The 16,658-nt window shown below is 61.7% G+C and carries 15 protein-coding genes; 13 read left to right on the top strand and 2 right to left on the bottom strand.

What is annotated here, in order from left to right:
- Positions 1-5 precede the first annotated feature (5 nt).
- The 8 genes from GKC30_RS08085 (at position 6) to GKC30_RS08050 (ending at position 6,577) form a co-directional block, all read left to right on the top strand.
- Positions 6-575 carry a hypothetical protein gene (locus GKC30_RS08085; protein ID WP_231117087.1) on the top strand — a complete coding sequence of 190 codons (570 nt, stop codon included), beginning with the start codon at positions 6-8 and terminating at the stop codon, positions 573-575.
- Complete coding sequence (locus GKC30_RS08080; protein ID WP_155933866.1) at positions 572-1,063, top strand: type II secretion system protein GspM; 492 nt, start codon at positions 572-574, stop codon at positions 1,061-1,063. The genes GKC30_RS08085 and GKC30_RS08080 overlap by 4 nt, the downstream gene beginning before the upstream one ends.
- 8 nt (positions 1,064-1,071) lie before the next feature.
- On the top strand, positions 1,072-1,818 hold the full coding sequence (locus GKC30_RS08075) for a hypothetical protein (protein ID WP_367614038.1): 747 nt from the start codon (positions 1,072-1,074) through the stop codon (positions 1,816-1,818).
- 74 nt (positions 1,819-1,892) lie between these two features.
- Positions 1,893-3,170 (top strand): phosphoribosylamine--glycine ligase, encoded by a 1,278-nt coding sequence (gene purD / locus GKC30_RS08070; RefSeq protein ID WP_155933864.1) that lies wholly within the window; start codon positions 1,893-1,895, stop codon positions 3,168-3,170.
- 319 nt (positions 3,171-3,489) lie between these two features.
- Complete coding sequence (gene purE / locus GKC30_RS08065; protein WP_155933862.1) at positions 3,490-3,972, top strand: 5-(carboxyamino)imidazole ribonucleotide mutase; 483 nt, start codon at positions 3,490-3,492, stop codon at positions 3,970-3,972.
- 22 nt (positions 3,973-3,994) lie between these two features.
- Positions 3,995-4,534, top strand: coding sequence for an aminodeoxychorismate/anthranilate synthase component II (locus tag GKC30_RS08060; RefSeq protein WP_155933860.1), 540 nt, complete (start codon positions 3,995-3,997; stop codon positions 4,532-4,534).
- Positions 4,506-5,813 (top strand): chorismate-binding protein, encoded by a 1,308-nt coding sequence (locus GKC30_RS08055; protein WP_155933858.1) that lies wholly within the window; start codon positions 4,506-4,508, stop codon positions 5,811-5,813. Before GKC30_RS08060 ends, GKC30_RS08055 begins: the two co-directional genes overlap by 29 nt.
- Positions 5,810-6,577: an aminotransferase class IV gene (locus tag GKC30_RS08050; RefSeq protein ID WP_155933856.1), complete on the top strand. Its 768-nt coding sequence runs from the start codon at positions 5,810-5,812 to the stop codon at positions 6,575-6,577. Before GKC30_RS08055 ends, GKC30_RS08050 begins: the two co-directional genes overlap by 4 nt.
- Positions 6,578-6,661: 84 nt before the next feature.
- Here GKC30_RS08050 and GKC30_RS08045 read toward each other — a convergent pair whose 3' ends face one another.
- Together GKC30_RS08045 and GKC30_RS08040 are read right to left on the bottom strand one after the other, a co-directional pair.
- On the bottom strand, positions 6,662-7,831 hold the full coding sequence (locus tag GKC30_RS08045) for a homocysteine biosynthesis protein (RefSeq protein WP_155933854.1): 1,170 nt from the start codon (positions 7,829-7,831) through the stop codon (positions 6,662-6,664).
- 18 nt (positions 7,832-7,849) lie between these two features.
- The gene (locus tag GKC30_RS08040; protein ID WP_155933852.1) at positions 7,850-8,002 is read right to left on the bottom strand and encodes a hypothetical protein; all 153 of its coding nucleotides are present in this window, start codon (positions 8,000-8,002) and stop codon (positions 7,850-7,852) included.
- Between the two features lie 74 nt (positions 8,003-8,076).
- Between GKC30_RS08040 and GKC30_RS08035 the strand changes: the two genes are divergently transcribed.
- From GKC30_RS08035 to GKC30_RS08015, 5 genes are all read left to right on the top strand, one after another.
- Entirely contained in the window at positions 8,077-9,375 is a 1,299-nt protein-coding gene (locus GKC30_RS08035) for a DnaA ATPase domain-containing protein (protein ID WP_367614036.1), read from the top strand.
- A 148-nt stretch (positions 9,376-9,523) separates the two neighbouring features.
- Entirely contained in the window at positions 9,524-10,693 is a 1,170-nt protein-coding gene (gene dnaN, locus GKC30_RS08030; RefSeq protein ID WP_155933850.1) for a DNA polymerase III subunit beta, read from the top strand.
- Complete coding sequence (gene gyrB, locus GKC30_RS08025; protein WP_155933848.1) at positions 10,694-13,087, top strand: DNA topoisomerase (ATP-hydrolyzing) subunit B; 2,394 nt, start codon at positions 10,694-10,696, stop codon at positions 13,085-13,087.
- Positions 13,088-13,246: 159 nt separating this feature from the next.
- Entirely contained in the window at positions 13,247-15,694 is a 2,448-nt protein-coding gene (gene gyrA, locus GKC30_RS08020; protein ID WP_155933846.1) for a DNA gyrase subunit A, read from the top strand.
- Positions 15,695-15,701: 7 nt separating this feature from the next.
- A complete protein-coding gene (locus tag GKC30_RS08015; protein ID WP_155933844.1) occupies positions 15,702-16,586 on the top strand; it encodes a tetratricopeptide repeat protein in 885 nt (294 codons plus the stop codon).
- Positions 16,587-16,658 lie beyond the last annotated feature (72 nt).

The following is a 16,658-nucleotide window of genomic DNA, read 5'->3' as shown; positions in this document are numbered from 1 at the left end:
GGATCATGGGCAAGACCACTTCAAGACAACCTCTTGGGCCAAAGGCCCGCCCCCCTGTCGGAGCCGCCTCTGGCAGCGGGTCTGCTGTTGCGCGGCCTGTTCGCGACCGCGAGTCCGAGCGGTTTGTGCGCAAAATGGTCTGGTTGTGCGTGATCTGTGGGTTGTTCGTTGCCGGCCAGACGGTACGCTATGGGCTGTATCAGGCCCAGTTGAGCGAGATTCGCGAGCAGACCGACGCCTTGTACGTTTCGGTCCTGGGGCCCGACATCGGCCAATCGCCCTTTGGCCGCTTGCAGTTCGAGCATGGCAAGCTGGCGGCGGGTCGGCGCATCGGCCTTGACCCCCTGAGCGTCTTGGCGGCCCTGAGCCGCCCGGCCGTGGAGAGCTTGCGGCTTGAAGGACTGTCCATCACCGGAAGGACCGGACGGGTCCGCGGGTTCTTCGGCCCTGCCGTGGATGGATTTGATGGCTATGTCAAGGCGTTGGCTGCAGACGGACAGTTTCATTTCGCCCTTGAAAGACGCGAGGATGTGTTTGGCGGTATCGAGTTCAGCCTGACGGTGGAGCCCTTATGAGCGGTGGCGGATACTTCTGGAGCAACTGGCCCGACATGTCGCGGCAGCGACTGTTTCGGGTAGCCCCCAGGGCGCTGGTGGCCGTGGGCCTGTGTCTGTTCATCGGCTTGCGCCTGCTCACGGGTACGGCTGCGGTGCAGATCGAGGAGAGCAAGGCGCAGTATTCCCGCGTGGTTCCGCTGGTGGAGGAGATCCGCGCCCTGCAGGCCCGGCAGGGCGATCTGCTCCGCCTGCCCCTTGACGAGGCGGTTTGGCGGATCATCGACGATCTGGCCATCGAGCAAAACCTGATGTCCCTGCGCGAGACCGGCGCGAGCCAGGATGAGGCGTCCCTCCAGATGACGCTGACCGGCCTGCCCCTGAACACCCTGGCCCGGCTGCTGGCAGCCCTGCGCGACCGGGCAGGACTCCAGGTGCGCGACTGCGCCCTGACCAGAAACCCGGACGACCCGCGCCTGAGCGATGCGCATCTCGTCCTGGCCAGATAGGAAAAGCCGTGGCAACCGGACGCAAAAGACCCTCTTCCCTGCCCGGCCGCATCCTGGCCCGGATGTTTCTTATGCTCCTGGGCTTTGCTGCGGGCGTGGCCCTGTTCATGCCCTGGAACAAGCTGTGGACCAGCCTGCTGGTGGGGCTCGACGAGCGGATGCCGACCATGCGCCTGCGCTGGGAAAGCATCGACCGCGACGGGCCCCTGGGTTTTCGCGTCAACGGGTTGCGTGTGGCCATGGCCGACACGCCGGGCAGTTTCGCCTTCAGCCGCGCCTATGTACGTATGGGGCTCTCGCCTCTGGCCCTGGTCCGGCTCAATACCGGCGGTTCGCAGTGCGAACTGGAACTATATCGGGACGGAACCATGGAACTCGAAGGCGACTTCAATCTGACCTCCCTGCTGGGCGACACGGATTTCAAGGGCTCCATCCATGTGGCGGGCAGCGTGTTTCTGCCCGCAGGGGCCACCCTGCCCCAGAGCGGCTGGCTCGACATCCGCTCACAGCAACTGGTGCTGCCCGACGGCAAGACCGTGGGCGATCTCGCCTTCACCGCCGAAATCCGCGGCCGCGACATGATCGTGCGCGACTTTTCCATGGGCAGCCCGCTGGCCATCCGCACGGCCGGACGAGGGATCATCGATCCAACGGATGTCTACCGCACCGCCTTCGACCTTTCGGGCGAACTGACCCTGGGCAAGCGCAGCATCCCCTACACCCTCAGCGGAACCCTGGGCGACGCCATCCGCTAGGATCGGGCCGATCTTGATAATTCCCCTGATTTTCCTTACACCGTGAGCATCCCAACAACGCAGAGGTGGCAGGCATGAAGATACTGGTGGTCGGAAGCGGCGGGCGCGAGCACGCCCTGTGCTGGAAGCTTTCCCAAAATCCGAAGGTGGATGCGATCCTGTGTGCGCCCGGCAACGGCGGCACGGCACGGCTGGGCGAGAATGTTCCGGTCAAGGACGACGACATCCCCGGACTGGTGGCCCTGGCCCGCGACCGCGAGGTGGATCTGGTGGTGGCCGGTCCCGAGCTGCCCCTGGTCCTCGGACTGGTCAACGCCCTGGATAGCGAGGGCATCCCCTGCTTCGGCCCCTGCGCCTACGCCGCCAATCTCGAAGGCTCCAAGGCTTTCTCCAAAAACCTCATGCACGAAGCGGGCGTGCCTACCGCGCCCTTCCGCGTCTTCGACGAATACGACGAGGCCGTGGCCTTTGTGCGCAAGAAGGGTGCGCCCATCGTGGTCAAGGCCGATGGACTGGCCGCGGGCAAAGGCGTGGTCGTGGCCTCCACCGTGGACGAGGCCGTGGACGCCCTCACCGACATGATGGTCAAACGCAGCTTCGGGACGGCCGGTGCACGGGTGGTGGTGGAGGAAACGCTTCAGGGAGAGGAGGCATCCTTTCTCGCCTTCTGCGACGGCCACAACTACGCCCTGCTACCGTCGAGCCAGGACCACAAGGCCGTGGGCGAGGGCGACACCGGCCCCAATACCGGCGGCATGGGTGCCTATTCCCCTGCGCCGGTCCTGCCCGAGGAAAAATACGCCGAGACCGCAGAGCTGTGCATCAAGCCCATCCTCAAGCATCTGGCCGCCAAGGGCGAACCCTTCAAGGGCGTCCTCTACGCCGGGCTCATGTACACCGAAGACGGCCCCCAGGTGCTCGAATACAACGTCCGCTTCGGCGATCCCGAATGCCAGCCCCTGCTCATGCGTCTTGAAACCGACCTGCTGACCATCATGTTCGCCTGCATCGACGGCAAGCTCGACACCATCGAGGTGCGCTCCACCCCGCAGACCGCCTGCGGCGTGGTCATGGCCGCCAAGGGCTACCCCGGTGCGTATCCCAAGGGAATGGAGATTACCGGCCTCGACGAGGCCGACGCCATGGACGGAATCAAGGTCTTCCAGGCCGGAACCCGGCTCGACAAAGGCAAGACAGTGACCAGCGGCGGCCGGGTGCTCTGCGTCACCGCCCTGGGCGACACCCTGGCCCAGGCCAAGGAACGCGCCTACCAAGCCGTGGACAAGATACACTTCGACTACAGCTACCACCGCCGCGACATCGCCGACAAAGGCCTGAAGCGGCTGAGCTGATGCACGGGGGGTGCCTCCGGCCTCCCCCTTCCAGAACTTTTTGGCTCTCCGCCGCAAGGCGGGACCGGGAGAACCAAAACCCGGACAGCGGCGGAGAGGGCCGCACCAAAGCCCCAATCATCCCTCTCAGTTGAAATGTTTTCTTGGCCTGCCCCTGGCGAACCCCGCCCCCCAACCAAAAGGTTTAGAAGGGGAGAGGGGATGGGGGTTCCAGGGGGGAAGGGGAGAGGGGAAACCTTTTCCGAAAGGTTTCCCCTCTCCCCTTCCCCCCTGGCCGCCGGAGGCACACCATACCACACCGCCCACAAAGGAGCGTGATATGCCGCAGGTTGTGATTTTCATGGGTTCCATTTCGGATGAGGAGAAGATGCGTCCGTGTTCGGATCTGCTCAAGGAGTTGGGCATTGATCACGTATTCACGGTCTCGTCGGCGCACCGTACGCCCGAGCGCACGGCCCGGCTGGTGGCCGAGTACGAAGCGGCCGGGTGCAAGGTGTTCATCTGCGCGGCCGGTCTGGCGGCGCATCTGGCGGGCGCGGTTGCGGCCAAGACCATCCGTCCGGTGCTGGGCGTACCCTTGTCCGCGTCGGCCTTAGGCGGCATGGACGCCCTGCTGGCCACGGTGCAGATGCCTCCGGGCTTCCCGGTGGGCACCCTGGCCCTGGACAAGGTGGGTGCGCAGAACGCGGCCTGGCTGGCGGCCCAGATCATCGCGCTGACCGACGAGGGCGTGGCAGACAGGATCAGACAGGCACGCGACGGATTCAAGGCCTCGGTGGAGAAGGCCGCCGCAACACTGTAGGGCGACGGCTGGCAGGTCGTTGATGCGCATCCTGCTGGTGGACAACGCGGACAGCTTCACCCGCAATCTGGAGCATCTGCTGCTGGCGACCGTGTCCGGGGCGGACGTGGGCGTGATCCCGTATGTCGGTTTGGCAGAAGCCGACCCTGCGGACTTTGACCTGGTGGTCATCTCTCCGGGTCCGGGCAGGCCGGAAGACTACCCGGCCTATGCCCGGGTGTTCGAGGTGGGGCGGCCGGTGCTGGGCGTCTGCCTCGGGATGCAGATCATCAACCAGTGGCGGGGCGGGCGAACCGCCATGCTGCCGGGCTGCATCCATGGCCGGGCAGAGGTCATCGACTGGAACGGACAGCGACGCCAAGTGGCCCGCTACCACTCCCTGCACGTCACCGAGGCAGGACGCGGCCTTGCGGTGCTGGCCCGCAACGATGCCGGGGTAATCATGGCCCTGGGTTCGCGGACGCATGGTCTGCTCGGCTACCAGTTTCACCCGGAATCCTTCATGACTCCCGAAGGAGGGATATTCGTTGTCCATGCCCTCGACTTTCTCGGCCTGCGTTGAGCGCCGGGTCTTCGACGCCCTGGCCGCGGAGCTGGTGCGCGAGACGGACAACTGTCTTGACCAAGGGGCGGATGTGCTTTTGTCGGTGCCCGGCCACCCTGCGGCCACCACCCCGTTCATCGGCGCAGGCCGCGGCGACGAGCTGGTCTTCTCAGCGGAGACAACGCCCGAGGAGGTCAGGGAGTTCTGCTTCGGCTCGCCCGGAGCAGCCTTTGGATTTGTCAGCTATACCTATGGAATGCTCCTGCGCGGCGTCACCTCGGCAAAACCGCTGGATTTTCCCCTGGGGCACCTCAGGAAATACGCGGCCACAGCCGGGTACGACGAGGCAACCGGCACGGTGACAATGAGCGGCGAGGCCCGGGCCATGGACGGCTTGCGCAAGCGCCTTGCCCGGATTGAGCGGAATCCGCCGGATGCGGATTGGCCGCTCCCGCTGTCGGCGGGGCCGCAGGAAGGGCCGGAGCTGTCGTTGCCGCGCAAGGAGTACGAGGCCGGTGTGCGCGAGACCCTGGCCCGGATCAGGGCCGGTGATGTCTACCAGCTCAACCTTTCGACGCGGTTCAGGGTTAAACGGCCGGAGCTGGACCCGGCAGGGTTTTTCCTGAACCTGTGGAGCAGACGGCCTGCGCCCTTTTACGCCTGGTTCGCGTCCGGGACGAGGCGGGTGGTTTCCACCTCCCCGGAGCGTTTTTTGCGTGTGCGCGGCAAGGAGGTGCTCTCCCAGCCCATCAAGGGCACCCTGCGTCTTGAAGACGGTGAAAACGCCCAGGGTCTGGCCGCAAGGCTGACCGGCTCGGCCAAGGAAGACGCGGAATTGTCCATGATCGTTGACCTGATCCGCAACGACATCTCGGCCCACTGCGAAGTGGGGTCGGTGCGCGTGGCGGCGCACAAATCCGTGTTCCAGGTGGACAGGCTGCTCCAGATGTACAGCGATGTCAGCGGAGTGCTACGGACGGACAGGGACTGCCTGGACCTCTTTTTCGAGGCCTTTCCGGGAGGGTCGGTGACCGGGTGTCCCAAGGCGAGTGCCATGGCCGTCATCGACCAGTTGGAGCCGCACTCCCGCGGAGTGTACTGCGGTTCCATGCTGCTGGTGCGTGGGGAGCGCGACATGGATTCGTCCGTGGCCATTCGCACTGCGGTGTGCGACATGCAGACCGGAATACTGGAGTTCTGGGCCGGAAGCGGCATCGTGGTGGACTCGGACCCGGCAAGCGAGTATCAGGAGACAATGGCCAAGGCGGACAAATTTCTGACCCCGGAGGCACCATGATCCACTTCCGCAAGGGCGAATTCACCCACCAGGGCGTGCCCATGGACCCGGCCGCGCCCGCCTTCCGGTACGGTGCGGGGTTCTACGAAACCATTTTCTATAACGGCCGCAAGCCCTGCCATCTGGACCTGCACCTGGACCGCCTCCTCCACGCCCTGCGCGCCTACGGAGCCGAGTACGAAAGCGTGGATTTCGAATCGGTAATCCTGGAGACGGTCAACCGCAACGGCCTGGAGGGCGTTCCGGCCCGGGTCAACATCTTCTATCCCATGGAATCCCCGGCCCACCCGGTGGTCATGGCAGCGCCCTATGAGCCCAAGCCGTTCAAGGCGTACCGGCTGTGCCTGTGCGAGGACAGACACGTTTCGTCCCTGAACGCCTACAAGACAACCAACGCCATGTTCTTCCACCTGGCCAGGGCCAGGGCCGCGCAGCGCGGCTTTGACGACGCGGTGCTGCTTGATTTTTCAGACCGGCTTCTGGAAACGGCCACTGGTGCGCTGCTGCTGCGCCGGGGCGACGAATTTTTCGAAACCGATTCCCCGTATCGACTCGCCTCCACCAGCCTGTGGCTGGCGCGGACCACGGTGCAGATAGCGCCCAAGCCCCTGCCCCTGGACTCCCTGGCCGAGTACGAACACGCCTACATCCTCAACGCCCTCATCGGCATGCGACCCGTGGTCTCCATCGGCGAGGTGGCCTTTGTGCCCGACGAGGATACCTGCCGCGATGTCTCGGAACTGGTGCTTGAAGCACCGCTCTGACCGCGGATCAAAAGCGCCGGACCCGAAAGAAACGACAAGGCCGCCGGAGCGCTCCGACGGCCTTGATTGTGGCGTTTGAACAGCTTAAAAGCTTGGAATATCTTCGACTTTTTCTGTCAACCGGAACTCTCCGCCCTGGATCCAGGACTTGAGCTCGTCGGCCACCTCAAGGGACATGGCGTAGCTGGTCAGGGGAATGGCCGTTGTCTTTTTGCCATTGACCGCGATCTCGCCGCTGCGCAGTTCCTCAAAGGTCACGCGGGTCAGCTGGCGTGAGATGCCGTTGGGATAGTCATAGCCGTAATCCTTGACCGGCATGGTGATGTCCGCATCGCACACGCCGGTGAAGAAGGCCATTTCCTCGTTGAGCATGGGGATGGGAATGCCCACGCCCACGGCCAGGGAAACCCCGTAGCCCAGCAGGGACTGTGCCCGGACATAGCGGGCGTTCATCTGCTTGAAATCACCCTTGAGCATCAGGGTTCCCGAAGGATTCTCGGGCAGGCCGCGCTCGTTTCGCTGGGGCTTGGCCACATGCTGGGTGCCCGCGCCGATGACGTAGCCGATGCCGCCGCCAAGGAAAATACGTGTGCCAAGGCCGATGGTCTTGAGAAAGGGATCGTTGAACAGGGGCGAGAGCTGGCCCGCGGTGGCGTAGTTGGCATTGGCGCAGTTGGACTTGAGGGGTCCCATGTAGGTGTAGATGGTCCGGCTGGTCAGGTTCACGGCGCAGTTGTAGTTCTGGTAGCAGTTGCGCGGGTTGAGCATCACCGCGCTGGGCAGGTCGGCCAGGGTGATGTCCTTGTCCAGCTCGCGGCGCGGATAGCAGTCCGTGCCGTAGGCCTCGGCCCGCAGATGCACGGCCTTGCCGCGCAGCAGGTCCTCCATCACATGCCCGCCGCCGTAGACGAACCGGCCAGGGTGGACCTTGTTCAGCGGGTCGTCCTCGCTGGGTTCGGTGCAGCCCAGGTAGGCGTCCACAGCGGCAATGCCGCTGTAGCAGGGAACATTGTTGAGCCAAAGCTTGGAAACCTTCATCACCGGAGGCTGCTGGCCGATGTTGAAAAGCAGGCCCGACGAGCACATGGGCGAGAAGGTGCCGGTGGTGACCACGTCCACCTCCCGGGCGGCGGCCACCTTGCCCTGCTTGCGGACGATCCCGATCATCTCCTGGGCGTTGACCACCACGGCCTTGCCCTTGCGGATGCGCTCGTTAATCTCCTGGATCGTCTTGTTCACCTGATGCTGGGCCATGGTCCCTCCGAACTCGTTTCAGCCAAATTTCACCGTGTTTTCAACAGGAATCGCATCATGTCCGAAATATGCCCGCAAATCAATGGATTTATCCCTGAAAACAGCCCCGGAACGCTTGGCTTCGCCGCTGTTTTGAGGTATAGAATCGAAGAAATTTCGGGATATTTTCAAGACCCTGAAACGGGTCTTTTTTAAATAATGTTTTCAATACGTTCCACAACCGTCCCCAACAACAAAAATCCATAGTGAAACACTCCCTGCGCCAACATCTGCTTCAGACCAGCACCGACACGGAACTCAAACGCTGGTTCGACCCGCTGCACCTAGTGTATGAGGAGGAAAGCAAACGGGTCGTGGTCGGCTTTCCCCACGCCTTTTTCGCCAAATGGTTCGAGAACGAGGTCCAGGATCGGTTCGAAGCCCAACTGAACATGTTTCTGGGCAACGGCTATGTGGTCAGCTACCGCGACAACGGCACCCCGGACCGATCCCGCAACGACGCCCGCAACGAGGTGGTCAAGCGTATCGACTTCCCCTTTGGCCAGGAGTTTACCTTTGACACCTTCCTGATCAACAAAAAAAACTACTTTCCCATCGCCTCGGCCAGGGAGGTGGCCAAGCAGTCTGCCTCCCTCTTCAACCCGTTCATCATCTGCGGTCCGGGCGGTTCTGGCAAGACCCACCTGATTCGTTCGGTGGCCAACGAAATCAGCAAGAAGCATGAGCACTCGTCCCTGTTTCTGGGCTCCATGGACGAGTTGCACTCCATGTACACGATCCGCTTCAGGGGCGACCCGTTCCGGGCCAGAAACCACCTTTTGGATTATGATTTCCTGTTCATCGACGATTTCCAGAAGATCAGGGAATATCCCCATTTCCAGCAGGAAGTGGTCAATCTTTTCAACCACTTCTACGACAACAAGAAGCAGATGGTCATCGGCAGCCGCGAAAAACTCGCCAATTGCGACTTTCTTGACGACAGCCTGCAATCGCGCCTGGGCTGGGGGCTGATCGTCACCCTCAAGGAGCCGGATCTTGAAATTCGTGTGGGCTACATCCAGCGCCAGTGCCGACTCAAGCGCCTGAGCTTGAACAAGGAGCAGACCCTGACCCTGGCCCAGCATTTCTCTGATTTTCGCTACCTTCAGGGCGTATTGCTCAAGCTCTTCGCCTTCAAGGAGCTGGTCAAGAAGGAACTGACCCAGCGCGATTTCGAACACATCCTGGCCAACACCGAGGAAAAGGCCAGCGATGATCTGACGCCCAAGAAGATCATGGGTGTGGTCTGCGAGCATTTCAACGTCAACATCAAGGAGCTGACCGGCACCAAACGGCATCAGAACATAGCCCAGGCCCGACAGGTGGCCATGTTCCTGTGCCGGCAAATGCTCAACACCTCCTACCCTGCACTGGGTCGCGCCTTTGGGGGCAAGGACCACTCCACTGTCCTCTACTCTGTTAAAAAAATCGAACAAATGCAAGATGATGACTTTGAATTGAAACAACTGTTGAAAACGCTGAAGAATAAGTGTCGCCAAACATGACCCAAGGGCGAAACCCGTGGTTTGAGGCACATTCGGTTCCTGAAGTGTGCCTTGCCATGTGCCCAAAAAATATTTCCATTCCGTCGGTTTGCATTGATTACGAACAAAGGAACCGAGACAATAAATCTCAATCAAGGAGATATTATTTATGTTTCTGAAAGTGAACAGAGATGAAATCATCGAGGGATTGCAGAAGTCGGCCAGCATCATCCCTGCCAAAACCGGGGCCGCCTTCCTGCGCACCATCTGGTTGCAGTGCGAGAACGGAAACCTGAACATCATGAGCACGGACTCCAACCTGGAGTTCATGGGTTCGTATCCTGCAGCCATCGACAAGGACGGGCTGGCCGGAGTCCAGGGGCGGGCCTTTTACGATCTGGTCAAGCAGCTGCGAAACGACCAGGGCGAGATGGTCCTGAGCACCGACGAGGCCGGCCAGAACGTGCTGGTGGAGCAGCGGGCCAGGAAATACAAGTTTCCGGTCAACGACCCCGAGTGGTTCCAGAAGTTTTCAAGCTTCCCGGAAAACGGCACGGTCTTCTGGTCCGGCGATTTCCTGCACGAGGTCATTGACAAGATCGCCTTCTGCATCTCGGATGAGGATTCCATGGAGGCCATCGCCTGCATCTATTTTGTCCCGCGGGAAGTCATGGGAGTCAAGAAGGTCGAGGTGTGCGGCCTCAACGGTCATCAGTTCGCCATGTTCAACTTTGTCAACGACGACATCCACGCCATGCTCCCCGAAGAGGGGGTGCTCATCCAGAAAAAGTATCTTGGCGAACTCAAGAAATGGCTCACGGCCGACGAGATCGAACTGGCCATCAGCCAGAAGCGTCTATTCTTCCGCACCGGGGACCAGCGCGAGACCTTCACCCTGCCGCTGTCCTACTACCAGTATCCCAACTATCACAATTTTCTTGCAAAACTTGGCGACGAGAACGTCTCGACCCTGGAGGTGAACCGGCTGGAAATGGTGGACGCCCTGTCCCGCGTGGCGCTCTTCAACACCGACTCCAATCGCTGCGCCTACTTTACTTTCGGTGAGGGAGAGGTAACGGTCTCGGCCCAGGGACAGGAAACGGGCACGGCGCGAGAATCGCTGGAAGCCGCCTTTTCGGGAGACATGAAGCGCGTTGCCTTTCCCACCAGGAATCTCATAGAAATCCTTAACCATTTCAATTCCCCGACCGTCAAGTTCACGCTGACAGGCACCGAGGCCCCCTGCGGCCTGAGCGGCGCCGACGACCGCGATTACAACGTGATCGTCATGCCCATGATGATTCAGGAAGAGACCTACTACACCGAGGAAAACGTCTAGATGAGCGAAAAACAGTACACCGCCGAATCCATAACCCTGCTCGAAGGGCTCGAGGCCGTGCGCAAGCGTCCGGCCATGTACATCGGGTCCACCGATATCCGCGGCCTGCACCATCTCGTCTACGAGGTCATCGACAACTCCATCGACGAGGCCATGGCAGGGCACTGCGACACCATCAAAGTCACCCTGCACATGGACAACTCCTGCACCGTGACCGACAACGGCCGCGGCATTCCGGTGGACATCCACCCCAAGGAAGGCATCCCGGCCGTGCAGATGGCCATGACCATGCTCCATGCGGGCGGCAAGTTCGACAATGATTCCTACAAGGTTTCCGGCGGTCTGCACGGCGTTGGCGTGTCCTGCGTCAACGCCCTTTCCGAGTTCATGGAAACCACGGTCAAGCGCGAAGGCAAGACCTGGCGCATCAAGTTCGAGCGCGGCGCCGTTGTCCAGGAGCTTGAGGAGGTCGGCCCGGCCGACTCCACCGGGACAACCCAGCGCTTCCGCCCCGATGAGGACATCTTCGAGGTCAACCAGTTCGACTACGATACCCTGCGCAAGCGTTTCAAGGAACTGGCCTACCTCAACTCCGGCCTTGAGATCGAGTTCAAGGACGAGCGCAGCGGCGAGAGCGAGAAATTCAAGTTCGACGGCGGCATCCGGCAGTACGTCAAGGATCTCAACTCCGGTCAGAATATCATCGGCGAGATCGTCTACGGCGAGGGCGAATCCGAAAACATGATCGTGGAATTCGCCCTGCAATACACCTCGGGCTACAAGGAAAACACCTACACCTTCGCCAACAACATCCGCACCATCGAGGGCGGCACGCATCTGGCCGGTTACAAGACCGCCCTGACACGGGCCATCAACAACTATGTGCAAAACGGCGACCTGCCCAAGAAACTCATCAAGAAGCTGACCGGCGACGACGTGCGCGAGGGCCTGACCTCGGTTATCTCGGTCAAGCTGCCCGACCCGCAGTTCGAGGGACAGACCAAGACCAAGCTTGGCAACTCCGAGGCCAGCGGTCTGGTGGCGGGCGTCATCTACGAGAAGCTTAACGTCTTTTTCGAGGAAAACCCCAAGGAAGCCCGTTTCATCATCGAAAAGGTGGTGGACGCGGCCCGGGCCAGAGAGGCGGCGCGAAAGGCGCGTGATCTGGTTCGGCGCAAGGGCGCCCTCTCGGACAACTCCCTGCCCGGCAAACTGGCTGACTGCCAGTCCAAGCGGCCCGAGGACTCGGAGATATTCATCGTTGAGGGCGACTCGGCAGGCGGCTCGGCCAAGCAGGGCCGAGACCCCAAGAATCAGGCCATCCTTCCCCTGCGCGGCAAGATTCTCAATGTCGAGAAGACCCGCATGGACAAGATGCTCGGCAACAAGGAGATCAGGGCCCTGATCACGGCCCTGGGTGTGGGCATCGGCCACGAGGAGGATGAAAAGGATTACGAGCGGTTGCGCTACCACAAGGTCGTGATCATGACCGACGCCGACGTGGACGGATCTCACATCCGCACCCTGCTCCTGACCTTCTTCTTCCGGCAGTACGAGGAGCTGATCACCCGGGGCAACCTCTTCATCGCCCAGCCGCCGCTGTACCGGGCGCACAAGGGCAAGTTCGAAAAGTTCATCAAGGACGACATAGAGCTTGAGACCTTCCTCATGGAGAAGGTGGGTACCGATGTCATCGTCAAGGCCCAGTCCGGCAAACGGTTCATCGAGTCACAGCTCATGGATATGATGGCCTCCATCCGCTTCGTGCGGCAGAAGTTCTCCGAGGCAGAGACCGTGGGAGTGGAGCCCGGCCTTTTCCAGGCGCTCATGAATCATGACGAGCGCATCAGTTTCACCCACTTCGAGACCCACGACCACGAGGCCTTCAAGGCCAGTTTCGAAGCTCGGGGATACAAGGCGTTCATCGAGACTGAACACGATCAGGAAATGAACAAGGACCGCACCTACGTCACCTTCGAGAACACCAACGGCCACCGCATCCGTCTGGCCATGGAGTTCTTCCACTCCAAGCTCTACAAGCAGGCGTACAAGACCTACAACGACCTCAGGCAGACGTGTGAAGGGTTTGACTTCGCCCTGGTTCTCAAGGACGCCGAGAAACCCGTGACAGGCATTTTCGCCCTTTACGACGCGGTTATCGACGAAGCCCAGCGCGGCTGGCAGATCCAGCGCTACAAGGGTCTTGGCGAGATGAACCCGGAACAGTTGTGGGAAACCACCATGCACCCGGAAAAACGGACCATGCTCCAGGTGACCATAGAGGACGCGGCTGCGGCCAACGACATCTTCATGGACCTCATGGGCGATAACGTGGAACCGCGCCGGGCCTTTATCGAGAAAAACGCCCTGGCCGTGCAGGAGCTGGACATCTAGGGTGCGGACCCGGGCGTAAGGAGGATCCTTGCCCGGGCGCAAGGCCCGCGTTCTCCCGGCGCCGGAGCGCCATGATATTGGAAGATTGCCGACGGCCCGCCCTTGCGGGGATGTCGGAGCGCCCGAGGCCGTGTGGCCAAGGGCATAACCGGAGGCAGAATGAGCGACACGATTACCATCGAAAGTGAACTTAAGAAAAGCTATCTTGAGTACAGCCTGAGTGTCATCATCGGGCGCGCCATCCCTGATGTCAGGGACGGCCTCAAGCCGGTGCACAGGCGCATTCTCTACGCCATGCACGACCTGGGCAACTACCACAACAGGTCATACAAGAAATCCGCCCGCGTGGTCGGTGATGTCATCGGTAAATACCATCCCCACGGCGATTCCGCGGTGTATGACGCCCTGGTGCGAATGGCCCAGGAATTTTCCATGCGCGATACCCTGGTGGACGGCCAGGGCAACTTCGGGTCCATCGACGGCGACGCCGCGGCAGCCATGCGTTACACCGAAGTACGCATGGCCCGGCTCTGCTCGGAGTTCCTGGGGGATATCGAGAAGCAGACCGTGGATTTCCGGCCCAACTACGACAACACCATGCAGGAGCCGTCAGTGCTCCCAACCAAGGTGCCCAACCTGCTCCTAAACGGCACCACGGGCATCGCGGTGGGCATGGCCACCAACATTCCCCCCCACAACCTGGGCGAACTCATCGACGGCTGCGTCCATCTGCTGGATAATCCGGGCTGCACGGTTCAGGACCTGATGACCCTGGTCAAGGGCCCGGATTTCCCCACCGGAGGGATGGTTTATGGCGGCCAGGGACTCCTTGATGCCTACACCACAGGCCGGGGTTCCATCCGTATCCGCGGCGTGGTCGAGGTGGAGGAGGCCGGCCGGGGCAAGAAGGACGCCATCGTCATCAGGGAGATTCCCTACGCGTTGAACAAGTCCACCCTGGTGGAAAAGATCGCGGCCCTGGTTCACGAAAAGCGCATCGACGGCGTGGCCGATCTGCGCGACGAGTCCGACCGGCGCGGTATCCGCATCGTTCTCGATCTCAAGCGCGGGGCCATCGCCGACATCATCATCAACGCCCTGTACAAGTACACGCCGCTTGAGACGAGCTTTGGCATCAACATGATGGCCGTTGTCGGCAAGCGGCCCATGCTGCTCAATCTCAAAAGCGTTCTCGACCACTTCCTGGATCATCGGCGCGAGGTGGTCATCCGCCGCACCCGGTTCGACCTCGACAAGTGCGAAAAGCGCGTCCACATTCTCGAGGGTCTGCGCATCGCGCTGGACAACATCGACGAAGTGGTCAAGCTCATCCGGGCGTCCAAGTCGCCCGACGATGCCCGCGATGCCCTCATCGGCCGCTTCGGCCTGACCGAGATCCAGGCCCGGGCGATCCTGGACATGCGCCTGCAAAAGCTCACCGGCCTGGAGCATGACAAGCTTCTGGAAGAACTGGCCGACCTGCTCAAGAAGATCGAATACTTCACCTCCATCCTCAACAACGAGGAGGTGCTCAAGACCGTGATCCGCGACGAGCTGAAGGAAATCAGGGAGAACTACGCCACTGCGCGCCGTTCCGAGCTGCTGATGGCCAACCCGGACTCCATTGACATCGAAGACCTGATTCCCGACGAGGAGACCGTCATCACCCTGTCCCAGCGCGGGTATATCAAGCGCACCCCTCTTTCCAACTACACGGCCCAGCGCCGGGGAGGCAAGGGCATCGCGGGTGTGCAGACCGGCGACGGCGACTTCATCCACACCTTCATGCTGACCACCAACCATCAGCATCTGGTTCTTTTCACCAACCAGGGCAAGATGTTCAAAATCAAGGCGCATCAGGTGCCCGAGGGCAGCCGCTACGCCAAGGGCGGCCATGTGGCCAATCTGCTGCCGCTGGACAAGGACGAGCATATCACCACCGCCCTGTCCCTGCGCGAGTTCGCCGACGACCGCTTCTTCCTCTTCGTGACCAAAAAGGGCATGATCAAGCGTTCCAGCATCGGGCTGTACGGCAATTGCCGGTCTACCGGCATCCGGGCCGTCAACCTGCGCGACGGCGACGAGCTGATGATGGTCCGCGAGATAGAGCCGGACGTGGACTGCATCCTGGTCACGCGTGACGGCTCGGCCATCCGCTTCAACATCAACGATGCGCGGCCGCTGGGCCGGGCAACGGCCGGAGTCAAGGGCGTGGCCCTGCGCGGCGAGGACGAGGTGGTGGCCTGCGTTGTCACCGGAGACCCGGAGCGCGATCAGCTGCTGACTGTCTCGGGAGGCGGATTCGGCAAGCGCACCGGCATCGACCAGTACCGGCAGCAGTCGCGTGGCGGCAAGGGCATCCTGAACATGCGCCTGACCAACAAGACCGGCAAGGTCGTGGGCGCACGCATGGTCAGCGAAAATGACGACGTGATCCTGCTGACCTCGGCCAACAAGATCATCCGCATGTCCGTCTCCGAGGTGAGTCTGACGCGTGGCCGCGCCACCCAGGGCGTGCGGCTGGTACGCATGGACGCCGACACCGCCGTCATCGGCTTCGAGCTGGTCATGGAAGGGGACGAGGAACTCAAGGACGTGGTCTCCTAGGAACTCCATGCAGCGTATTCTGATGCTGATCCTGTTGGCCACGGCGATGATCTTCGCCGTGGCCTGCTCCCAAGAACGCTCCGCGGGCGACGAGGACATCCGGCGCGCCCGCGAGTCCTATTCCAAGGGGTTTTTCCTCGAGGCCGAAAAGGACTATGAGCGTTACCTTCAGGCCGAGCCCCAGGGCGAGTTCCGCAGGGAGGCATGGGACCGCCTCAGCGAGATCGCCGTGACCATCAAGGGGGACATGGACCGTGCCGTGGTCCTGCTTGAAGCCATGTACCTGGAGCTGGGCATGGACCAGGGAGCGGCCTGGCAGATCATGTTTCAGCTCGGCGATGTGTACGCCCAGCTTGGTAACCAGTCCAAGGCCATAGAAGCCCTGGAAAAATGTCTGGCCCACGCCGAGGGTTCGCCCCGGCGCACCTTTGCCACCCTGCTGCGCATGGCCCGGCTGCACCGGGCCATGGGCAATTACGACCTTGTGGCAATGACCCTGGAGAACTGCGCAGACTCGGCAACGGACGGCCACGGCAAGGCCCGCTGCCTTTATGAGCTGGCCCAGAGCTACAGCTTCATCGGCAACTCCAGTCAGGCCCGCCGGGCCTTGAAAGACCTGCTGGCCCTGCCCGATGCGGACGAGGAAACCAGGGTTCTGGGCGTGTTTCTCCTGGCAGACATCCACGAGAGCGAGCGCGACTACGCCAAGGCCCGCGAACTGCTGCGCTCCATCCAGGCCACCTACCCCAATCCCAAGGTGGTGGACGCCAGACTGGCCAACATGCCCGGAGGCAGTGGCAGACCGCTCCCGGCACTGGACCCGGACCCCTCAGACGGACCGGACCACGACGACTCTGACGACTCCTTTGTGCCGCCCCCGGACGAGCGATGAATCGATTTCCCGGCCAGACCGGCCGACCAGGCAGCAAGGGATAGCCTTGAATCCCTGTTTCGTGTTATGGCG

It is taken from the genome of Pseudodesulfovibrio alkaliphilus, assembly GCF_009729555.1.
GTDB lineage: Bacteria > Desulfobacterota > Desulfovibrionia > Desulfovibrionales > Desulfovibrionaceae > Pseudodesulfovibrio > Pseudodesulfovibrio alkaliphilus.
This window is presented reverse-complemented; position numbering and strand designations above follow the sequence as displayed.

Coding starts and splice junctions, on each gene's coding strand:
- GKC30_RS08060 (WP_155933860.1), top strand. CDS start 3,995: ATGCGCATCCTGCTGGTGGACAACGCGGACAGCTTCACCCGCAATCTG.
- GKC30_RS08015 (WP_155933844.1), top strand. CDS start 15,702: ATGCAGCGTATTCTGATGCTGATCCTGTTGGCCACGGCGATGATCTTC.
- gyrB (WP_155933848.1), top strand. CDS start 10,694: ATGAGCGAAAAACAGTACACCGCCGAATCCATAACCCTGCTCGAAGGG.
- GKC30_RS08055 (WP_155933858.1), top strand. CDS start 4,506: ATGCCCTCGACTTTCTCGGCCTGCGTTGAGCGCCGGGTCTTCGACGCC.
- purE (WP_155933862.1), top strand. CDS start 3,490: ATGCCGCAGGTTGTGATTTTCATGGGTTCCATTTCGGATGAGGAGAAG.
- GKC30_RS08085 (WP_231117087.1), top strand. CDS start 6: ATGGGCAAGACCACTTCAAGACAACCTCTTGGGCCAAAGGCCCGCCCC.
- dnaN (WP_155933850.1), top strand. CDS start 9,524: ATGTTTCTGAAAGTGAACAGAGATGAAATCATCGAGGGATTGCAGAAG.
- GKC30_RS08080 (WP_155933866.1), top strand. CDS start 572: ATGAGCGGTGGCGGATACTTCTGGAGCAACTGGCCCGACATGTCGCGG.
- gyrA (WP_155933846.1), top strand. CDS start 13,247: ATGAGCGACACGATTACCATCGAAAGTGAACTTAAGAAAAGCTATCTT.
- GKC30_RS08045 (WP_155933854.1), bottom strand. CDS start 7,831: ATGGCCCAGCATCAGGTGAACAAGACGATCCAGGAGATTAACGAGCGC.
- purD (WP_155933864.1), top strand. CDS start 1,893: ATGAAGATACTGGTGGTCGGAAGCGGCGGGCGCGAGCACGCCCTGTGC.
- GKC30_RS08050 (WP_155933856.1), top strand. CDS start 5,810: ATGATCCACTTCCGCAAGGGCGAATTCACCCACCAGGGCGTGCCCATG.